Raw genomic sequence first — 19,441 nt, 5'->3', positions numbered from 1 at the left:
GAGTAGGTTGAACACCTGGCTCAATTTTGGGTCGGCACAACCCTCATAAGTGGCTCAGTTTTCGGTCGGCGCCAACACCTGGAAGCCGCGATGGCCAAGGTCATCGCCACGCCCGAGGTGGCCAAACGGTTCGCCGGCGTCGGCGTTGCCGTGCCCGCCGACACGTCCTCGTCGGCCTTGCGTGCCGTGTTGAAGGAAGACTTCGCCCGTTGGGAGGAAGTGGTCGAACGCGCTGGCGTCGATCTGCAGTAATTCCTTCGCGAGACGACCTCTGCCGCGCGGGTGCGTTCTGCGCGGCTCACCTATTCGAGATTTCCCCATGGATTGGCTGCAGGCCGCCCACGATGACGCGGCATTGATGGATGATTTCCTGGCGCTGTGCGCCTTTGGCGGCCGCCGCTCCGGCACCGGCCAGGACGAGGCCGCCATGGCCTGGGCGCTGACGCGTCTGCAGGGGCTTGGCGGCACGATCGGCTCGACGAGCGTGCCCTACGATGGCTGGACGGCCACCCACGCCAGTCTCACGCTGGGTGAGGGGGCCGCCGAAACGGCGCTGGCCTGCTACCCGTTGCTGCGCTCGGCGTCCACACCCGAAGGCGGCCTGCGCGGCACGGTGGTGGATCTGGGCCGCGGTGCGCCCGAAGACTTCGCCCGCGCAGGCGATGCGCTGCGCGGGCGCATCGCCCTGGTCCGTCACGAGTATCCTTTCTCGCCGGGCCACATCCATCGGCGCCGCAAGTACGACATGGCCGTGGCCGCCGGCGCGTCGGCGTTCCTCATTGCCAACCCGCGCCCGGGCGCCGGTGTGCTGTCGGGCTCGTCCGGCCGCGCCCGAGACGGCGCCGGCATCCCGGCGGCCTACATCGACGCGGAGAGCCTGGCCCGCATCACGGCAGCAGGCCCGCAGGCGCACGTGCATCTGCGCATCGACGGGGTCGAGCAGTACGACACGCAGGCCCAGGTCGGCTGGCTGGACATTCCCGGAGGCCGCGACAGCCGCGTGCTCATCACCGCGCACATGGACGGCCACGACCTGGGCGTGAGTGCGCTGGACAACGCCACCGGCGTTGCCGTCGCCCTCGCCGCAGCACGCCTGCTCGCGCCGCGCGTGGGGCCGGATACCCCGGGCCTGCGCGTGTGCTTCTTCTGCGCCGAGGAATGGGCCCTGGCAGGCTCGGCTCGTTATCTGGCCGACCTGCCCGCCGCCGAGCGCGACACCCTCAAGCTGGACATCAATCTCGACACGGTAGCGGGCGACGCGCGTCTGACCGCGCTCATCAGCGACTTCCCTGCCTTGGCGCCGCTGGTGCACGAGGCCGGCGCGGCCGCCGGGGTGCCCGTGGATACCTATCTGCCGCTCATGCCGAATTCGGATCATGCCAACTTCGCGAAGCACGGGATTCCGGCCATGCGCGTCGTCGCCGGGTTCGATCGTCCGGAATCCCGCGTGAACAACATTCTCGCGGCCGGCGACGTGCCAGAGATCGTGAAGGAAGAGGAGTTGCAGCAGGCACTGGCCTTCACCGGCGCGCTCGGCGCACTGGCCCTGTGCTTGAACGACGCGCAGTTGCAGGCGCTGGCGGCACGCGCTGCGTGAACGAGCGGCGCGGTGGTGTGACCTCGTCGCCCGTGGAATCAGGCAGGGGGCGCCATGCGGGCAGACAGTCAGAAGCTGGACATCACGTCGTTGGAGAACGTGGTCGTTCGGCTGGACGAAGGGCTACGGCGCTATCTGACGGACGTTTCGGCAGATGCGCGGCAGGACCAGTCATACCTATGACGAGAAAGTCGCTGTTCAGGTGGTGGAAGGCATTCCCGCATTCCTGCGAGAAGCCACCCACCTGAGCGACCAGCTCCGCAGCCGGCTGGCATGAGCACAGGCGCTATCCCGCTGGCTGTGGAGCCGGTTCACCTCGAACGCGTCAAGGCGTCAGGCGTCTGCGAGGAAGACGGACGGACTGGAGAGGTCGCCCCGCCAGATATAGAGCGCCAGCACCGGGTCGCGCAGCGACTCGGTGGTATGCGCCACGCCGCTGGGATGAAAGATGACGGACCCCGGAGCTTCAGGTGCCGGCGCACCACCTCCCTGGCTCCAGATGCCCGTGCCGCCCAGCGGCAGGTAGAGCTCGTTGGCCGGATGCATGTGGGCTGGGTAGACCGTGTGCGGCGCGAGCAGCGTCAGGCCCATCAGCAGATGCTCGGCATGGCCCAGGTCGCGCGGCCCCACGAACTGCGCAAAGGCCACGCGGGATTCCAGATCGGGATACTGCGGGTGCGGGGCATACCCAAACGTCCATGACAGCCAGGGTGCCAATGGGGGAATCGTTGCGGCAAGACTCGAGGCATCGCCCTGTTCGGCCAGGGCCAGCGCCGCGGCCAGATGCGCGGCCACGGGCGAGCCCTGCGGGCTGGCACGGTGCCCTGGTGTGGGTGCGTCAGGCCAGACTGCCAGGATGCGCCGCACCTCGGTGCCCACCGCTGAGTCGTCGGCGGCGAATCGGGCGAGGGTACTGCGCAAGGCCGTGAGGAAAGCGTCGATGTGCGGGTCCGTCGTCGTCATCACGGCTGCGCCCTCTGTCGGCTCGCTGCCCGCTTCTTCGCCACCGGCGCCGCCATTTCCTCTTCGCGTCGCTCCATCACGCGCATCAGCAGCGGTCGCGCCAGCAGCATGACGACGAATCCGCCCAGGATGGTCGCGGGTGTCGGGGCATGCATGGCTTGCAGCGCCACGAAGGTGAGCGGCGCCACCCAGGACACCGCCACCATCTGCCCGGCAAAGAGAAATACGCCCGTCACCCAGGACGGGGGCTGCGACGGCAGGAGCGGGGCGATGATCACCAGCAGCACGATGACGACGTAGGGCGTGAAGTAGAGAATGTCCGAGTACACAGAAACATCCAGGGATGGAGAAACGCGGGTTGGCAGAGGGGCTTGCGGGGCGGACCTGATGAGCATGAACGAGGCACGCCGCGCATTCTGGAGCAGCGGGAACGGGTAGTGGCGGGGCCAGCGTTGACCTGGCCCCGCAGCGTGAGGCTCAGCGCGGCCGCGCGTCTGCCTCGTCATCCTTGAATCGTCGATACAGCGTGGCCGCCAGCGGCCCGCTGATGTTGTGCCAGACACTGAAGATCGCGCTGGGCAGCGCGGCCAGCGGCGAGAAATGCGCCGTGGCCAGGGCCACGCCCAAGCCTGAGTTCTGCATGCCGACCTCGATCGAGACCGCCTTGCGCTTGGCCACGCTCAGGCCGCACAGGCGCGCGAGCAGCCAGCCCAGCAACAGGCCGAGGCCATTGTGCAGCACCACCACGAGGAAGATCGTGAGACCGCTCGTGGCGATCCGCGCCTGGTTGCCCGCGACGACCCCGGCAACGATGGCGACGATGGCGGCCACGGACACGAGGGGCAGCACTGCCACGCCCACCTGCACCTTCTCCTTCAACACGAGCTGCACCAGCAGGCCGGCAGCGATCGGCAGGATCACCACCTGCACGATCGACCAGAACATGGCCGCTGCACTCACGTCCAGCCATTGGCTGGCAAGCAGGTAGATCAGCGCAGGCGTGAGGATCGGCGCGAGCAGGGTTGTGACCGAGGTGATGGTCACGGACAGCGCAAGATCGCCGCGCGCGAGAAACGTCATCACATTGGACGCCGTACCGCCGGGGCAGCAGCCCACGAGGATCACACCCACGGCGATCTCCGGGGGCAGGGCAAAAGCCGTCGCCAGCAGCCAGGCAAGACCGGGCATGATGATGAACTGGCCCAGCACGCCGATGGCCACATCCAGGGGGCGCCGGACCACTTCGCTGAAGTCTGCCTTGGACAACGTCAGGCCCATGCCGAACATGATCAGGCCGAGCAGCGGCACGATGTAGGGCCCGATGCCGCGGAAGGCGTCAGGGAAGTAGAAGGCCAGGACTGCGAACAGCAGCACCCAGATGGCGAAGGTGTTGCCGACAAAGCGGCTGAAGCGGGCGAGCGCCTGCATGATGTCTCCGGAAGGGAACGGAAGGGAATACCGCCGACCGACGGCTGGCTCGGCACGCTGGGCGCGCGGGCTGGGCGGGGCAGCGGAAACGGCGCTAGTGTAGTGCGCCGGGTGTGGCACAGACGGAAAAGGGGCGGTGGCTATGCCGCCATGGATGCGGCGCCAGGTCTGTGCTAGCCGCGATCTGGAGCGCCCGCGATCTACTCGAGCACTGCGACTGTCGTCGGGAAAGCATGAAATCCTGAACCGTTGCGTGACACGCAGATCGCCTGATGAGGTTGCGCCACAGGCCACGATCCGGCCGGGCGGCAGCAGACCGTGCGGCGGTGTCCAGAGAGACTGTACACAGCACCACCACGCGCGAGGCCTGGGCAAGGGGCAGGGCGGCAGGGTCGATACCTGCGATGGACGCAGCAGGGATAGGGGCGGTCATGATGTGGCTCCAGCACGTGGTGAGCCATCATCGGCGCAGGCGCGCTTGTCGAGCATGGCGAGCGCCTGCGGGCTCGCCCATATCGTCGACCTTCCCGTCGGCTACGCCTGCCGAAGCGCCAGCACTCGCGACGTGAGGTCGACTAGGCTGGGCGTGATCGAGCCTTCGACGCGCACGTCTGGCAGGCGATCCAGCTCGCTCGGCGCCTGGCTCAGCATGACGAGCTTGGCGCCATGCACGACGGCGATGTGCGCGAACTCCGCAGCCGGGTAGGCGAACTCGCCATCGGCCAGCCACAGCATGGCGTCGCACCGGCGAGTGCTCTCCAGCGCGTGGCTCCACGCCTGGCGGGGAGAGTCTGCCGTTCCCGTCCACAGATGCGGTGCGCCGCCACACGCACAGGGCTCGGCCGGGATCGCCACGGCACCCCGGTGCGGATGCCCGCTCGGAAGCCGCAGGCAGCGAATCGCGCCACACGCGTCGCAGCGCTCGCCCGGCACATGGCCGTGCAGATGCCACACGTGCGTGGCACCGGCCGTCTCGAGCAGGAGATCCGTGGCATCCGTCACGATCTCTGTATTGGGCAGGGCGCGCTGCAACTGCACCAGGGCATGGTGTGCAGGGCCTGGCCGGTGATCCATATCCAGACGCAAGCGCTGGCGCGCCCACTGGGACTGCCCCGACTCCGCACCTTGCACCGGCGCGCAACCCATTCGCAGCGTTACCACCACGACAGTTCCGCCGCGAGACGTTCGCCCATCGTGACACCCGCATCAAGCGCTGCCGGCTTGCGCGATGGATCCAGGACGTTGTCACCAATGGCGGCCAAGGCAGCGGCATCGGGCTCGATCACCTGTACTCGCGCACCTTGAATCCGCAGATTGGCCACCTCCTCCCTCAGATGCCCGGCCACCGGGTTCTGCTCGCTGTAGCCGAAGGGGGCCAGCACAATGACGCGGTCCATGCCCTGCGCGACTTGCGCATTGGTGATGGAGTGCACGCCGCCATCCATGTAGTGTCGGCCTTCGATAGCGACGGCGGGCCAGCTCCCAGGGACGGCACAGCTGGCCGCCACGGCATCCAGGAAGCGAACTTCGCTGGCAGCGTCGAACACGCGCAGTTCGCCGGACGCCACGTCCACGGCGGTCAGCCGAAGGGGCCGGGAGGGCCATCGCGTGCGGCCCAGGCGGGCCGCGATGATGTCCAGGCGGGTGGCCTGCGAGGGCGTCGTCGAACGCATGGCGTAGGCACCGATGCGCCGGCGCGCCGCCGCAAGGTCGCCGCCCACTTTCTCCATCAGCTGCCGGTTGCGGGCGTCCGCGTCGGCCTGGGAGTAGGGGCGGTACTGTTCGTGCACTTGTTGGGCAGGGTCGGCCTGCTGCGCGGCGAGCGCCTGGACATCGTCGCCATAGGCCAGATACGCGCCCACTGCTGCGCCTGCGGATGTACCCACAAAAAGGTCGGCATTGCGTAGATCGACACCACAGCGCTCCAGCCCTGCAATGACGCCGATCTCCCAGGCGATCCCGGTCACGCCACCGCCGCCCAGAACGACGCCGCGAGTCTGCGTCTGTGTCATCACACGATGCCTTTCGCTTTGAGCGCGGCCAGAGCCGATTCGTCCAGCCCCAGCCAGTCGCCGTAGACCTCGGCATTGTGCTGACCGAGATCGGGTGCCGGTTCGATCGTCTTGTGCGGCTTGCCTGAGAAGCGTGGGAAGACCCCCGCCATCTTGACAGGGCCGATCCGTGGGTGGGTCACGGTGGCGATGCTTTGGCGCGCCTCGTAGTGGGGATCCGCCATGATGTCGTCGATGCCGTAGATGAACGAGTACGCCAGCTTGGCTTCATCGAGCTTGGCTTTCAGATCGTCCTCGGGTTGGTTCAGGATCCATTGCGCGATCAACGCGTTGAGCGTATCGACGTTCTCCCATCGTCGGGTGTGCGTCGCGTACTTCTCGTCCTGTGCCAGCTCCGGCCTGTCCATCGCCACGCACAGGCGTTGAAAGCCAGCATCCGCTGAGATCGTCAGGATCATGTAGCGGCCACTGCTGGTCAGAAAATGTTCGCCAGGCGCCGCGGCAAAGTGTTTGTTGCCACGCGGCTTGCGCACGACACCCAGGCGGTCGTATTCCGGCACCAGCACCTCGGTGAAGCGAATGACCGATTCGTACATCGACAGATCGATCTCCTGTCCCTCGCCGCCCATCACATCACGGTGGTAGAGCGCGGTCATCAGGGCAAACGCCCCGAGAATGGCAGTTTGATAATCCGCGGTGGAGGTGCCAATGCGCACGGGCGGGCGATCCGGGTAGCCCGTGATCCCCAGCAGGCCGCCGAAGGCGAGGCCGATGCGGTCGTAACCGGCACGGGTGCGATACGGGCCGGTCTGTCCGAAGCCCGAGACCCGCAGCAGGACGAGCCCTGGGTTGTGCGCGCGCAAGGCGTCGTAGCCCAGTCCCCATTGCTCGAGCGTGCCGGGGCGGAAGTTCTCCACGACCGCATCAGCCTGGCGGACCAGCTCGCACAACAGGCGCTGTCCCTCGGGCTCGCGCAGGTTGAGCGTGATGGATTTCTTGTTGCGGGCCTCGACATGCCAATACAGGCATTCACCTTCAACAAAAGGCCCCAGGTCCCGCACGGTGTCGCCGCGTTCGGGTACCTCGATCTTGATGACTTCCGCACCGTAGTCGGCGAAGAGCGTGCAAGCGACAGGCCCTGCAACCATGGTGCCCAGGTCCAGGATCCGGATGCCGCTCAGCAGATGCGGGCCCGTGGCGCGCGTGCGTTTTTCTGTCATCGATCGGCCTCCTCGGTGGTGACGGGAGAGTCGCAGGCGAGCCTGACGTGATAGTCCTCCAGTTTGGCAGCCCGGGCCATGCGCCAGTAATCGTCATTGCGAAACGGCGTTGTGGCGACAATGCGTCCCTTGGCGTTGCGATACCAGTTGCTCATGCCCCGATGGCTCCAGATCATCTGGTCGTGCGCGGCCTGCACCTGGGTATTGAATTCATCGTGGCGATCTCGTCGCACTTCAATCTCGAAGCGCCCCTGGGCCTCATCCAGGCTCTGGCGCAAGACGTTCATGACGTAGCTCACCTGTGTCTCCAGCAACGCCACCACGCTACCGCCATGGCCGAGCGCCGTGTTGGGGCCAGCCAGCACGAAGAAGTTGGGAAATTGCGGGATCGCCACGCCCATGAAGGCCTCGGCACCGTTCTCGTCCCATTGCTCCCGGATAGACACGCCGCCACGGCCAAAGAGTTGGAACGACGACAGCATGTTCACCGCGTCGAAGCCGGTGGCCACGACCAGCACGTCGGCCTGGTGGCGAGCACCTTGGTCCGTCACGATCTCGTTGCCCTCGACACGGTCGATGCCGCCTGTCACCAGCGTCACATTCTCGCGCGTCATGGTGCGATACCACCCGTTGTCCATGAGCATGCGCTTGCCGAAGGGCGGGTAGTCGGGCAGCACGTCATCCAGCAGATCCTGACGATCGCCCAGCTGCGCCTTGATGTAATCGGTGAAATGCGCACGATGGCGATCATTGGTGCGATTGATGGCGCGCTCCGGGTGCGGCCACGCCGGATCGATCTGCAACGAGCCGTGGATGCGATCGTTGAAGATGTAGGCAAGCCGCTGGCGATACCATTCCTGATAGAACGGCACCTCGGCCAGCAGGAACTGCGTCTCCTCAGGTACCGGCACCTTGAAGCGGTCGAAGGGCGCGGCCCACTGCCGGGAGCGTTGGAACACCGTTAGCGAACGCACCTTGTCGGCAATCGCAGGCACGACCTGCATGGCACTGGCACCGTTGCCGATGACCGCGACGGACTTGCCTGTCACGTCCAGATCCTTGGGCCAGCGTGCGGTATGAAAGCAGGGGCCGTTGAATGTATCCAGCCCCTCGATGGCCGGCATTTTCGGCACATTCAGCAAGCCGACGGCACTGACCAGAAGGTCGGCACGCAGCGTCTCGCGCTGGCCCTCGCCGCTACGGATCTCCACATTCCAGCACGTGTGTGCCTCATCGTAGGCGGCGCGCTCAACGCGGGTCTCGAAGCGAATGGCGGGACGGATGCCGAAGCGCGTGGCGACATCCTCGAAGTAGGCCTGGATCTCGTCGCGCAGGGCGAAGTACCGGGTCCAGTTGTGCTTGGCGAAGGAGTAGGAATAGATGTGGTTCGGCGTGTCGACGCCGGCGCCTGGGTAGTCATTCTCGTACCAGGTGCCGCCCACCTCCGCGTTCTTCTCGATCACGGTGTAGGGAATGCCTGCGCCTTGCAGACGAATCGCCATGCAGATGCCCGCCACGCCCGCGCCGATCACGACGGCGTGGTAATCGTCGGGGACGTGGAAGGCGTGCTTCTGATCGATGCGCAGGTCAGGGTCCAGGCCGAGCCAGCCGGCGATCATCGGTCCGTAGCCTGCCGAGATCGGTTCGTCCACGGTGAGATGCAGCATGTCCACGAGAAGCGACGTGTCGGGGGCTGGCAGGGCAGGGGCGCGCCGGCCTTCCAGGCCAGAATCGCCTCTAGCGCGGCCGCTCGCACGCGTGCCTGCACGGCCTCGGGCAGACCGCCCGAGTCGTTCTCGTCCAGTCCGCGGATGCGCGAGCACTGGTATGTCTCGGACAGCCAGTCAAGATCGCCTGTCAGATGCACGAGCACCATGAGCAGGGTCGGGATGTTGGCAGCGGGCAGCGCCCGCTCGAGGTCGTGCCGCCAGGCAAGCAGCGCTTCTGGGGTCGTGGACGCGTCAGACATGCAAGGAGTCTCCTGAGAGGGATTGAGGGGGAGCGCAGCGCCGTTCATCGCGTCTTCAGGCCGGCTTTCATCGCCACCTCGCCCCACAGGGCGTGCTGCCGTTGAATTTCCTGGGCGAAAGCCTCGGACGAGCCCGCGTCGGGCTCGAAGCCAACGGTGGTCAGGCGCTCGGCGACGTCGGGTCGGGCAAGGATCTGCTGCAATTGACCATTGAGCTTTTCGACGACGTCAGGCGGCGTCTCGCGCGGCGCCACGATGCCCAGCCAGCCCACGGCCTGGTACGAAGGCACGCCGCTTTCCGCAATCGTGGGCACCTCCGGCATCACGGCAGAGCGCTTGTCGTCGAGCACCGCTACGGCCTTGAGCTTGCCGCTCTTCACGTTGGCTTGCTGCGCGCCGATGGTGTCCACCATCATCGGGACGCGCCCGGCGATCACGTCGACAGCGGCCTGACTGCCGCCGGGGTAGGGCACAGCGCCGATCTGGACACCCGCCTCTGCGTTGAAAAGCCGCATGGCCAGATCGAACGCCTGCGCGCCGGCCGCGTACATCAGGCTCCCTGGTTCACGCTTGGCTTGTTCGATGATGGCCTGGACGGTAGTGGCTTGCGCCTGCGGGGAAGCCAGCAGAATCATGGGCGCCTTTGCCACCATGCTCACCGGGGCGAAGTCCGTTAGCGGGTCGTAGGGCGTGTTCTCCTGCAGGTGCGGCCCTGTCACCATCGTGCCGCTGACGGCGACGCCCAGGGTGTAACCGTCGGGCGTGCTCTTGGCCACTTCGGACAAGCCAAGCATGCCCCCCACGCCAGGGCGATTCTCGACGATGACCGGCTGACCATTCAGCTCGGACAATGCCTGCGCCAGGATTCTTCCAACGAGGTCCGATGCGCCGCCCGCGGTGTAGCCGACAACCAGTCGGACGGGCTTTTCCGGATAGGCCGCGAGCGCAGACCCGGTAGACAGGACCAACATGGCTGCGACGAGAAATCGTATGGGGCGAGGGGATGTCATGGGCAGTCTCCGTGGTTTCTTGTGTGTTCGAAAAGCCAGTATCCGGTACGCTTTAATCACATCGCAATCAAGTACGAATTAAAAGTGCACAATGTGAACAGATGAGGGGAGCAAGGATGGCGGAAGCACGAGGCACTCAGGCAGTGGACCGCGCGTTGGGGCTATTGCAGGCCGTGGCTGCATCGCATCTCGAAGGCATCGGTGTTCGGGCGTTGGCCGAGCAGATGAACCTGGATCGAACGACGGCCTACCGATTGATGTCGTCGCTCGTGGCGTCCGGGTTCGTCGAACGCGATGCGCGCCGGAATTACCGCCTGGGTTTGCAAGCCATGCAGCTCGGTCTGGCAGCGATGAATCGCGCGCCGCTCGTCGAGATGTGTCGTCCCATGATGCTGCGGTTGGCAAGGTTGACTGAGGACACGGTCTTTCTGGTGGTGCGAAATGGCGATTACGCGCATTGCATCCATTGCGAAGAGGGCGCTTTTCCCGTCAAGGCGATGGTCCTGCAGATTGGTGGCATGCGTGTGCTGGGCATTGGCTCAGCAGGAATGACGTTGTTGGCGCAGCTCGCAGATGAGCAGATCGAGGCCATCTACACCCGCCGGCAAGACGAATTCACGCCCCGGGGGATCACGCTGGCGGCGCTTCGCCGGCTGGTCTTGGACACCCGTCAGAAACGGTATTCGGCCACGCTGGGTCTCGTGACCGAGGGTGTCGGCGGTGTGGGCATGGGCTTCGATCTACCGCAGGGCGGTCACGCTGCCATCAGCATCGCCGCGATTGCACCGCGGATGCAGCCAGATCGTCGGGTGTGGATCGCGGAGCAGATCGCGGCCGAGTTGCGAGCCATCGGACTCAGCCCATCCATGCGCGGGGAAGCCGCGTAGTATCGCTGCGCTCGTCGTCTCGCGTGGCTTGCTCACGCCAGGAACACCCATTGCTCCCTCCGCGCGCAGCACGGCGGCATACCCACATGCCGGCGGCCCAACCCTGAGGAGGACCCGCTGCCATGGCAGTCACCGTCGATTATGGCTATCCGGCCAACATCCATCCGCTGCACACCGTCTTTCTGGCCAGCACGATCCCGCTCTTTCTGGGCGCGGCGCTCAGCGATCTCGCCTATTCGCGCACGTTCGAGATCCAGTGGCTCAATTTCGCGGATTGGCTCAACGCCGGCGGCCTGGTGTTCGCGGCCGTGGCGTTGCTCTTTGCCATCGTGGGCCTGGCGCGGCCGCGCCGGCGGCGGCATGGCGGGGCGGTGTACTTCCTCGTCCTGCTGGTGACCTGGGTGGTGGGCTTCATCAACGCGCTCGTCCACGCCAAGGATGCCTGGGCCGTGATGCCAACGGGCCTGGTGCTGTCGGTGATCGTGGCCATCCTGGCCTGCGCCTCGGCCTTTCTCGGCATGCGCACGTCGCACGTGAGGGAAATCGCATGAAGCTCGCACACGTTCCTCTCTTCATTGCCTCCACGGCCCTGCTGGCCGCCTGCGGCGCCGATCCGCAACCGTTGCAGTACGGTGCCAACCCGGATCTGCCCGAGCCCAAGCGCGGGCTCTTCCCGAGCATGGTGATCGCCAAGCCGGTGCCCTGGGGTGATCGCCTGCCCACCGTGCCCGAGGGCTATTCAATCCGCGCCATCGCCACGGATTTGCAGATCCCGCGTCAGACGCTGGTACTGCCCAATGGTGACATCCTCGTGGCCGAAGGCCGCGGCGGCAATGCCCCGGCGCTGCGGCCCAAGGACGTGATCGCCGGCATCATCAAGGGCAAGGGCACCACCTCGGTGGAAAGCGGTGATCGCCTCACTCTGCTGCGCGACACCAATGGCGACGGCAGCTATGCCCAGAAGACGGTGTTCGCCGACAACCTGAACGCCCCCTATGGCCTGGCCCTGGTCGGCAACAACCTCTACGTGGCCAACCAGGATGCGCTGGTGCGCTTCGAATACCAGGAAGGCCAGACCCAGGCGAACGGTGCGCCCACCAAGGTGACGGACTTGCCTTCGGCGATCAATCACCACTGGACCAAGGCACTGACGGCCAGTGAGGACGGCCAATACCTGTACGTGGGCATCGGCTCGAACAGTAACATCACCGAGCGCGGCATGACGGCCGAAGTGGACCGTGCCATGGTGTGGCGGGTGAACGCCGAGACCGGCGAGCACAAGCCCTACGCCACCGGCCTGCGCAACCCGACGGCCTTGGCCATCCAGCCCGGCACGGGCACGCTCTGGGCAGTCGTCAACGAGCGCGACGAGATGGGTCCGGACCTGGTGCCGGATTACCTCACCTCGGTGCAGGAAGGTGCGTTCTATGGCTGGCCCTATAGCTACTGGGGCAAGAACGTGGATGATCGTGTGCGTCCGCAGAATCCGGAGAAGGTCGAATCGGCCATTGCGCCGGATTACGCCCTGGGCTCGCACGTGGCGGCACTGGGCATCGCGTTCTCGAGCGAGGTGATGGGACCGCAGTTCGCCGAGGGCGTCTTCGTGGGTGAGCACGGCAGCTGGAACCGCGCCGATCCCGTGGGTTACAAGGTGAGCTTCGTGCGCTTTCAGGACGGCAAGCCCACGGGCGATCCCATCGATTTCGTCGCGGGCTTCCGGGATGACGATGGCTCCACGCGCGGCCGCCCTGTGGGCGTGACCGTGGACCCGCGCGGTGCACTCATCGTCGCGGACGACTTGGCGAATGTGGTGTGGCGGGTGACGCGTAATCCGTAGCGTCAGCCCGCCTGCAGGACTCCCTCGATGTCAGAGCGAGTCCTGCACCTCGCTGTCGGCCACACCCACCAGCGTGGCGGCAGACGCCTCCCGCGTGGGCAGGAAGCGATCGTGGTACTCCGAACTCGCCACGAATTGGTCGAAGAGCATTTCCTCGGTGTGACCGTCTTCCAGGAAGGCGCTCCAGAACTGATAGCCCGCAGCGTCGGCTGTTCGGCCCAGCAAGCCGGCGTAGCCCAGCGTCACCGCCACATCATTGGCGCTGAGTGCCACGTGCTCCGTCGATTCAGTGAGGTTGACCAGGATATCGCCTCGGCTCGCGCCGCCTTCCAACGCCTTGAGCCAGTAAGCCTGGCCTTGGGCGTCGGCCTCGCGGCCAAGCACGTTCAGGTAAGCTTGCGCAACGAACTCGGCATCGGCCAGTGCGGCATAAGCGACGTCGAATTCGGCGCTCTCGGCAAACTGGTTCGCGACGGCCGCCAGTGATTCACCCGCGCGGATCTGACCCGCCCAGTAGCTCAGCCCGTCCACGTCTGCCGGCCGCGCCAGACCGCCCAGGTACAGCCGGGCCACCGCGCTCATGCTGTCCTGCACTTCCGGCGTCGCCAGGAATTCGCTGGTGATCTCTGCGCGATCCAGGGTGCCATTCTCGAGTCGACCTTGCCAGTACGCCAGGCCGTCGGATTCGGCTTCACGGCCCAGGAAGTCGCGGTACATCTGCATCACGAAGAGCTTGCTGCTGCCCAGGACGTCGTTGTCCTTGACGCCCACCACCAGGCCGTTGGCGGCCTCGATCCAATCCGGGAACTGATCTCCGTCGCTATCGGCGTCTGCGGCCGTCATCCAGCCCGGCCCGCCCGGATCGACGATGCGGCCATCGGCCACGCCGTCCGCGTCGTAGCGCCCACCGTCCTCGATGCTGAAGGTGATCTGGGTCTTGCCGCCCACCTCGGTGATGCTGGTGGCGATGTTCTCCCAGTGGCCGTCTACCTGCTTCCAGTAGCCGTTGACGGGAATGTCGCTGTCCAGGTAGACGGTGAATTCCATGCTGGCGCCGATTTCCAGGCCCGCGGCGGAAAAGGCCACCAGCCCCACAGGCAGCGACAGCCCGGCAGGCAGCGCCTCGGCATTCACGGCGACCGGGCGCACCGCTTGCAGCGCGAGGCCGCCGGCATTGGTCAGGGTCACGAAGCGGATGGTGCCGTCGGGTGACTGTGCCCAGGGCAGGGAAGCGACGTCGGCCTGATCCTTGTCGGCAATGCCATCGCCGTTGCCATCGCCCTGCATGCCGCCCGCCATGCCCGGCACGAGATTCTCGACGGACGCCGGCACCTGGTCATCATCGCCGTCGGGCAGGCCGGCCCAGTCATCTACGGGCGGTGGCACGGTAGGTACGGGCGGCGTGGGTACGGTCTCGTCCACGTCCGTCACGGTCACGGCAAGCAGCTGCGTGTCGAACTCGGCGTGGCCGTCGGTGGCGCTTACCCCCACCTCGTAGATGTTGTCGCCCGGCGTACCGCCTTGATCCAGCGGCGTCTCGAAGTCCGGGGCCTTCAGGAAGCGCAGCACGCCTGTGTTGGCATCGATGGTGAAGAGCGCCGCATCGGCGCCGCCGCTGATCGCGTAGGTCAATGCCGTCTGACCGGGGGGCACGGTGGCGGTCACCGTGGTTACTGTCCTGCCATTCTCGGCCATGCTCACGGCCGCCGTCGTGTCGCCACCGTTCGAGGTGATCAGCGGCGCCTGGATGGCGAGACCACCCGGATCGACGATGACGCCGTTGGCCACGCCATCGGCATCGAACTGGCCGCCGTCCACCAGGGTGAAGGTGACCTTGATCTTGTCCGAGTTCGGCACCGGGCTGCTCGTGCCGAGCGCGGCCCAGGCATTGGTCAGGACATCGCGCTTGTAGAACGCATTGATCCCCTGTCCCGCGTCAACGTAGAAGGACACCTCGACAGAGCCGCCGATGTCCATGCCGCTGATGGTGAAGCCGAACTCGCCGAGCGGCAGCTTGACGTTGCGCGGCAGCCCCCCAGGAGCGGGGGTGTTGGTGATGTCCGTCAGCGCGAGCCCTTGCGCCACTTCGAGGGTGGCCCAGGGGCTGCCCGTGCCGAGTGTTTGCAGGGAGGCGACGTTCAATTGCTGGCTATCCGGCGTGCCATCGCCGTTGCCATCACCATTGCCGTGGCCGTAGAGGTTGGGCACCAGATCCTCATCGGCATTGAGGAAGCCATCGCCGTCTGCGTCGAGGTCGTCGATATCCGGGATGCCGTCGCCGTCGATGTCCGAGAGCACGGCAATGCTCAGAGCCTGAGTCGTCACGCCCCCCCGGCCGTCGCTCGCCTGCACGGTGACTTGGTAGATACCGTCCTGGTCGGTGTCGATCGGATTGCCCAGCGTGGGGGCATCGGCAAAGGACAGCTGTCCGCTGGCAGGATCGATGACGAAGAGGTTCGCATCGGCGCCACCCGCGATGGCATAGGTGACGGTGTCGCTGTCTGCGTCGGTGGCGATGACCTGGGTGACGACGAGTGCGCCATCGGCGTGGTTGATCGATGCGGTGGCGCCGCCGCCTTGGCTCGTGATCACCGGGGGCGCGTTGAGCGCCGTGATGTTCACGGTGGACAGCCCCGTGCCGATGCCGGCGCCGCCGGAGCCCTGGCTGCCGGTGTTGCCGTCATTGAACGTCCACTCGATCTTGACCGAGGCAGGGGGGCGGTCGCTGATGTTGGCGTAGGTGATGGCGCTGAGCGCCTCGTTGACGAAGTCCTGCGTGGCGTGGCTGTTGAACGTGATCGTCAGCCGGCCATCTGCCTGGACGTAGGTGCCGATGGTGGAGTTGCCCCACATCACCAGATCACCCGTGTTGTCCAGGTGCAGCAAGCCGCTGCCACTGAACACATCGTCTGCATTGGCGCCGCCCTGGCGGGCCAGCGATACGCTGGCGCCCTCGTAGTGGCCTTGTGCCGCGAGTTCCGCGTCGTACACCTTGACCGAGGCATCGAGCACCACGGCGGCCTCGCCCTCCTTGTAGGCCACGCTGCTGCCCAGGCTGTCGATGCGCTTCGTGTTGAACGTCGTGTCCAGGGTGCCGTCGGCGTTGAGCCGCAAGGTGGCAAGACCGCCGTCGCCTCGGCCGGCTGCCACGATCTTGCCGTCCGGCTGCACCACGACGCTGTAGATCTCGGAATGGCTGGTGCCAAAGGGCAGCGTGACCACGCCGTCGGTGCCGAACGTGGTGTCCATGCTGCCATCGGACAGATTGAGCTGCATCGCCAGCATGACGGAGTAGACCGTCGGGCCAGCGGTCTCGCCCACAATGATGAGCTTGCCGTCGACGACCGCGATGTCGGTGATGATGTCACCCTCGTCCAGCAGGTCGATCGTCTTCAGACCGCCCGTGCCGAAGCTCGTGATCAGGTTGCCATCCGCGTCCAGGCGAACCACCGTCAGCTTGTCGGGCAGCTGGAAACCATGCGTGCCGACGACGACGCTACTGCCGTCGGGCAAGACAATAATGCCCTTCTGCTGCGCACTGCCCCAGTTCAGTTGCAGTGGCTTGGCCATGCCGGTGCCGGCGTAGTCTGTTTGCCAGTTGCCATCGGCCGACAGCCGCGCAATGCCGAAGATCGACGCCTGCTGCCCGGCAGAGGTGCCCACTTGGCCGGAGAGCAGCACCCCGCCATCGGCTTCGAGTGCCATGGAAAAGTGGAACATGTCGCTTGTCGACTGTCCCACCAGGCCCCAGCCGTTGATACCGTAGGTGGTATCGACGGTGCCGTCCGTGTCCAGCCGCACCGCAGCGTAGTGATAGCTGCCGTTTTGTTGGACGTGGCCGCCGAGCAGGATCTTGCCGTCGGCCAGCAGCAAGGCTTCCTGGCCGTAGGCATTGCCGCCATCCAGCGTCACGCGTTGCAGCCCGGTGCCGTTGAAGCTCGTATCCAGCGTGCCGTCATCATTCAGGCGCACGGCGGCGAATTCGTTGCTGTTGCCCGTGCTGATCCTGCCCGCCAGCACGATCTTGCCGTCTTCCTGCGCCAGGACACTGCGAATCTGGAAACCCAGCCCCCAGCCAAGGCTGCTCAACGCCGCAGCGCTGGTGGTGGCAAAAGCCGTGTCCCAGATGCCGTCGGCGTCCATGCGCCGCACGCCCGTGACGGTGCCACCGAAACTTGCCTCATACCCGACGACAACGATGTCGCCATCCGGCTGGATCGTCATGTCCTCGACACGGCCGAACCCATCCGCGCGAATGGACGACGTGCCGCCCGTGGGAGGCGCGAAGGTCGGCGCCTCGTTCACCACCGGCTCTCCGATCACGATGGCCGCATTGCCGGCGAGCGAGTCGGCGCTGCCGGGGGTGGGAAGCACCAGCGAGGCGTCGTACATACCGTTCACGATTCCGCCATTGTCGTTCAGTGACAGTGCCATCGTGCCAAGGTAGTCCAGGTCCTGGGTCGAATCGCCGTCCTGCACGACGTACTCGAACGTCAGTGTGTTGGTCCCTGAGCCGCTCACGTACACCGCGTTGGCCGACGGCGAACCGGTCTGCAGTGCCAGGGAGGGCGTACCAAACACGTCCACCACATCGGTGAACGTCACGGTGATACTGATGGTGTCGCCCACGTCGTACGTGCCGCTGGCCGGGTTCGCACTCACGGACGTCACGCCCAGGCCCCGCATGCCAAACGTCACCGGTGCGGAGTCCAGCTCGCCGTCATTGAACACCATCTCGAAGCTGCGTGCGCCTGCCGTGGGCGCGGTGTATTGCATGAAGCCGATCAGGCCTGCCAGGTTGTAGTCGGCCGTGCTGCTCACCGCCGAGGCGTTGAAATCGATACGCAGCGCCCGGCCATCCTGTCCGTCCAGAGCTGTGTCGACCGTGCCGATGGCGATGCGCTGGCCCCCGTACGTCACGAACACGGTGTCGCCCGCGCGGATGTTGGCGCTCGTGGCCTGCTCGGAGGTGCCGAAGGAAAAGTCGCTCGACGGATCCATCGAGAACACGCCATTTGCCGTGCCCGTGGTCTGCGTGATGAGCAGGTAGCCGCCGGCAAAGTGGACGTTGTCCAAGTCGGCGAAGCTGGCCCCGGGGGATGTCTCGATCGAGTCGATGTACTCCGGCACCCCCGGCGTGAAGAGGGTCAGGTCGCCGTCGATACCGTAGATGATCGGCGCCTCGTTGATCGTGGGCGCGTCGAAGGTGTCGAGCAACAGCCGAGAGGCAAGAGGAGCGGGGCTGGCGTTGAGCAGCGAGTCAACTGGCGACGTCATGGGCGGTCTCTGAAAGTTAATGTAACTTACATTTCAGATTATCAGATTTTGTGAGATTTTTGCACAATCACATACGCTCACTTGTCTCGTCTTGCTCGCGCCCGGGAGATGCCTTCTCGGGGGAGTGCCCTGCCGAGCGCCCATGCCGCCCCTGTCAGGACGGCCAGGGTTACCATGGGGGCTCCTGGTCTCGGGCGAGCACAAGCGTCGCTGAGTGTCCCGAGGTCATCCCTGTTTTCAAGGAGCCGTTTCCGTGAAGTCCAAGCCCATGCTCACCGCCGCCGACGTCAAGCAGATCCTGCAGGCCGCCGAGGTGCACGCCCTCGCCAATCAATGGGCCGTGTCGATCGCGGTCGTCGATGATGGCGGCCACCTGCTGGGCATGGTCCGCCTGGACGGCGCGCCGCCGTCGTCCGCCAAGATGGCCCCAGCCAAGGCGCACACCTCGGCCATGGGCAAGCGCGAATCCGCGGGCTTCGAGACGATGATCAACGGCGGCCGCTACGCGTTCCTGTCGGCCCCTGGCCTGGAAGGTCTTCTTGAGGGCGGCGTGCCGGTGATCGCCGAAGGCCACGTGGTGGGCGCCGTGGGCGTGTCAGGCGTGAAGTCGACGGAAGACGTCGAGATCGCCAAGGCAGGGATTGCTGCGCTGGGGTTGTAAAAGCGCATCACCGCACCTCGTGTTTAAGGGGGTAGCCGCCTTCTGGCGGCTATGCACCGTCGAAATTGATTTCATGCAAAACTCGTGCTTTCTAATCGAATTTATGCACCGCTAATCCGATAGGGTGGAGTGGGCGGCGTTCAAAATCATTTTTAAGCACGGGGAGTCCACGTTGCCTGGCGACTCGCGTATTGCAGAGCGGCCCGCCGATGCTATCGGCGCTGCCTGACTGAACAGATGCGGGAGCAGTCGCGCTACCTGCGCAGCCACATGCGTGCGCGGTCGGCCTTGAAGGAAGTCGTGGAGATGCCAGATCTTCAAGCTGACCGCGTCCTGCGCTCCATCCATCAGAATGGCGGAAAGCTGAGTGGCGTGCTTGCCAAGGAAATCCCCATTCTGCAGCGCGACGGGATATGGACCGAGATCATCGACGCTGTGTCGACGGCGTTTGCTCAGGATGCCCCTGATACCCGGGTAACCGAACGGTTCCATCCGGGAAAGCCTGTCGACTAGGCCGCTGGCACGAACGAGATCCAGGCGGCGCTCGGGACCTACGCACAGCCGGCAGCGCGCGCCGTCG

The 19,441-nt window shown here is 65.8% G+C and carries 18 protein-coding genes; 8 read left to right on the top strand and 10 right to left on the bottom strand.

Annotated features, from left to right (window positions below; translation table 11 throughout):
- Positions 1-90 precede the first annotated feature (90 nt).
- From IMZ29_RS04040 to IMZ29_RS23040, 3 genes are all read left to right on the top strand, one after another.
- Positions 91-252, top strand: coding sequence for a hypothetical protein (locus IMZ29_RS04040; protein WP_216180809.1), 162 nt, complete (start codon positions 91-93; stop codon positions 250-252).
- Between the two features lie 67 nt (positions 253-319).
- Positions 320-1,597 carry a M28 family peptidase gene (locus IMZ29_RS04035; RefSeq protein ID WP_216180806.1) on the top strand — a complete coding sequence of 426 codons (1,278 nt, stop codon included), beginning with the start codon at positions 320-322 and terminating at the stop codon, positions 1,595-1,597.
- A gap of 154 nt (positions 1,598-1,751) precedes the next feature.
- Entirely contained in the window at positions 1,752-1,874 is a 123-nt protein-coding gene (locus tag IMZ29_RS23040) for a nucleotidyltransferase substrate binding protein (protein WP_216180803.1), read from the top strand.
- A gap of 56 nt (positions 1,875-1,930) precedes the next feature.
- Here the strand turns inward: IMZ29_RS23040 and IMZ29_RS04025 are convergent, their stop codons facing one another.
- The 9 genes from IMZ29_RS04025 to IMZ29_RS03985 all read right to left on the bottom strand — a co-directional run bounded on the left by IMZ29_RS04025 (position 1,931) and on the right by IMZ29_RS03985 (position 10,199).
- On the bottom strand, positions 1,931-2,560 hold the full coding sequence (locus tag IMZ29_RS04025; RefSeq protein WP_216180801.1) for a dimethylsulfonioproprionate lyase family protein: 630 nt from the start codon (positions 2,558-2,560) through the stop codon (positions 1,931-1,933).
- The gene (locus IMZ29_RS04020) at positions 2,560-2,889 is read right to left on the bottom strand and encodes a hypothetical protein (RefSeq protein WP_216180798.1); all 330 of its coding nucleotides are present in this window, start codon (positions 2,887-2,889) and stop codon (positions 2,560-2,562) included. The genes IMZ29_RS04025 and IMZ29_RS04020 overlap by 1 nt, the downstream gene beginning before the upstream one ends.
- 148 nt (positions 2,890-3,037) lie before the next feature.
- Positions 3,038-3,988: a bile acid:sodium symporter family protein gene (locus IMZ29_RS04015; RefSeq protein ID WP_216180794.1), complete on the bottom strand. Its 951-nt coding sequence runs from the start codon at positions 3,986-3,988 to the stop codon at positions 3,038-3,040.
- Positions 3,989-4,522: 534 nt separating this feature from the next.
- Positions 4,523-5,149, bottom strand: a complete 627-nt coding sequence (locus tag IMZ29_RS04010) for a Sir2 family NAD-dependent protein deacetylase (RefSeq protein ID WP_216180792.1) — start codon at positions 5,147-5,149, stop codon at positions 4,523-4,525.
- Positions 5,143-6,000, bottom strand: a complete 858-nt coding sequence (locus tag IMZ29_RS04005) for a patatin-like phospholipase family protein (RefSeq protein ID WP_216180789.1) — start codon at positions 5,998-6,000, stop codon at positions 5,143-5,145. The genes IMZ29_RS04010 and IMZ29_RS04005 overlap by 7 nt, the downstream gene beginning before the upstream one ends.
- Positions 6,000-7,220, bottom strand: coding sequence for a CaiB/BaiF CoA transferase family protein (locus IMZ29_RS04000; protein WP_216180785.1), 1,221 nt, complete (start codon positions 7,218-7,220; stop codon positions 6,000-6,002). Before IMZ29_RS04000 ends, IMZ29_RS04005 begins: the two co-directional genes overlap by 1 nt.
- The gene (locus IMZ29_RS03995) at positions 7,217-8,887 is read right to left on the bottom strand and encodes a flavin-containing monooxygenase (RefSeq protein ID WP_216180782.1); all 1,671 of its coding nucleotides are present in this window, start codon (positions 8,885-8,887) and stop codon (positions 7,217-7,219) included. Before IMZ29_RS03995 ends, IMZ29_RS04000 begins: the two co-directional genes overlap by 4 nt.
- Complete coding sequence (locus IMZ29_RS03990; RefSeq protein ID WP_216180779.1) at positions 8,836-9,189, bottom strand: hypothetical protein; 354 nt, start codon at positions 9,187-9,189, stop codon at positions 8,836-8,838. Before IMZ29_RS03990 ends, IMZ29_RS03995 begins: the two co-directional genes overlap by 52 nt.
- A gap of 44 nt (positions 9,190-9,233) precedes the next feature.
- On the bottom strand, positions 9,234-10,199 hold the full coding sequence (locus IMZ29_RS03985; protein ID WP_216180776.1) for a Bug family tripartite tricarboxylate transporter substrate binding protein: 966 nt from the start codon (positions 10,197-10,199) through the stop codon (positions 9,234-9,236).
- A 143-nt stretch (positions 10,200-10,342) separates the two neighbouring features.
- Between IMZ29_RS03985 and IMZ29_RS03980 the strand changes: the two genes are divergently transcribed.
- The 3 genes from IMZ29_RS03980 to IMZ29_RS03970 all read left to right on the top strand — a co-directional run bounded on the left by IMZ29_RS03980 (position 10,343) and on the right by IMZ29_RS03970 (position 12,923).
- The gene (locus IMZ29_RS03980) at positions 10,343-11,086 is read left to right on the top strand and encodes an IclR family transcriptional regulator (protein ID WP_371820104.1); all 744 of its coding nucleotides are present in this window, start codon (positions 10,343-10,345) and stop codon (positions 11,084-11,086) included.
- 122 nt (positions 11,087-11,208) lie between these two features.
- The gene (locus IMZ29_RS03975; RefSeq protein WP_216180764.1) at positions 11,209-11,637 is read left to right on the top strand and encodes a DUF2231 domain-containing protein; all 429 of its coding nucleotides are present in this window, start codon (positions 11,209-11,211) and stop codon (positions 11,635-11,637) included.
- On the top strand, positions 11,634-12,923 hold the full coding sequence (locus IMZ29_RS03970; RefSeq protein ID WP_216180763.1) for a PQQ-dependent sugar dehydrogenase: 1,290 nt from the start codon (positions 11,634-11,636) through the stop codon (positions 12,921-12,923). The genes IMZ29_RS03975 and IMZ29_RS03970 overlap by 4 nt, the downstream gene beginning before the upstream one ends.
- Positions 12,924-12,953: 30 nt before the next feature.
- Here the strand turns inward: IMZ29_RS03970 and IMZ29_RS03965 are convergent, their stop codons facing one another.
- A complete protein-coding gene (locus IMZ29_RS03965) occupies positions 12,954-18,200 on the bottom strand; it encodes a choice-of-anchor U domain-containing protein (protein ID WP_216180762.1) in 5,247 nt (1,748 codons plus the stop codon).
- A gap of 253 nt (positions 18,201-18,453) precedes the next feature.
- Here IMZ29_RS03965 and IMZ29_RS03960 point away from each other — a divergent pair, with 253 nt between their 5' ends.
- Both IMZ29_RS03960 and IMZ29_RS03955 read left to right on the top strand, forming a co-directional pair.
- Positions 18,454-18,861, top strand: coding sequence for a GlcG/HbpS family heme-binding protein (locus IMZ29_RS03960; protein WP_216180759.1), 408 nt, complete (start codon positions 18,454-18,456; stop codon positions 18,859-18,861).
- A gap of 237 nt (positions 18,862-19,098) precedes the next feature.
- Complete coding sequence (locus tag IMZ29_RS03955; protein WP_216180756.1) at positions 19,099-19,374, top strand: hypothetical protein; 276 nt, start codon at positions 19,099-19,101, stop codon at positions 19,372-19,374.
- Positions 19,375-19,441 lie beyond the last annotated feature (67 nt).

This window comes from Verticiella alkaliphila (genome assembly GCF_018904615.1).
GTDB classification, from domain to species: Bacteria; Pseudomonadota; Gammaproteobacteria; order Burkholderiales; family Burkholderiaceae_B; genus Verticiella; species Verticiella alkaliphila.
Note: the sequence above shows the minus strand (reverse complement) of the source record. Positions and strands in the feature narration are given on the sequence as shown.

Bases quoted from the DNA above. Each gene is read 5' to 3' on its own strand.
- IMZ29_RS04040 (WP_216180809.1), top strand. From the start codon at position 91: ATGGCCAAGGTCATCGCCACGCCCGAGGTGGCCAAACGGTTCGCCGGC.
- IMZ29_RS04035 (WP_216180806.1), top strand. From the start codon at position 320: ATGGATTGGCTGCAGGCCGCCCACGATGACGCGGCATTGATGGATGAT.
- IMZ29_RS23040 (WP_216180803.1), top strand. From the start codon at position 1,752: ATGCGCGGCAGGACCAGTCATACCTATGACGAGAAAGTCGCTGTTCAG.
- IMZ29_RS04025 (WP_216180801.1), bottom strand. From the start codon at position 2,560: ATGACGACGACGGACCCGCACATCGACGCTTTCCTCACGGCCTTGCGC.
- IMZ29_RS04015 (WP_216180794.1), bottom strand. From the start codon at position 3,988: ATGCAGGCGCTCGCCCGCTTCAGCCGCTTTGTCGGCAACACCTTCGCC.
- IMZ29_RS04005 (WP_216180789.1), bottom strand. From the start codon at position 6,000: ATGACACAGACGCAGACTCGCGGCGTCGTTCTGGGCGGCGGTGGCGTG.
- IMZ29_RS04000 (WP_216180785.1), bottom strand. From the start codon at position 7,220: ATGACAGAAAAACGCACGCGCGCCACGGGCCCGCATCTGCTGAGCGGC.
- IMZ29_RS03995 (WP_216180782.1), bottom strand. From the start codon at position 8,887: ATGCTGCATCTCACCGTGGACGAACCGATCTCGGCAGGCTACGGACCG.
- IMZ29_RS03990 (WP_216180779.1), bottom strand. From the start codon at position 9,189: ATGTCTGACGCGTCCACGACCCCAGAAGCGCTGCTTGCCTGGCGGCAC.
- IMZ29_RS03985 (WP_216180776.1), bottom strand. From the start codon at position 10,199: ATGACATCCCCTCGCCCCATACGATTTCTCGTCGCAGCCATGTTGGTC.
- IMZ29_RS03975 (WP_216180764.1), top strand. From the start codon at position 11,209: ATGGCAGTCACCGTCGATTATGGCTATCCGGCCAACATCCATCCGCTG.
- IMZ29_RS03970 (WP_216180763.1), top strand. From the start codon at position 11,634: ATGAAGCTCGCACACGTTCCTCTCTTCATTGCCTCCACGGCCCTGCTG.
- IMZ29_RS03965 (WP_216180762.1), bottom strand. From the start codon at position 18,200: ATGACGTCGCCAGTTGACTCGCTGCTCAACGCCAGCCCCGCTCCTCTT.
- IMZ29_RS03955 (WP_216180756.1), top strand. From the start codon at position 19,099: ATGCGGGAGCAGTCGCGCTACCTGCGCAGCCACATGCGTGCGCGGTCG.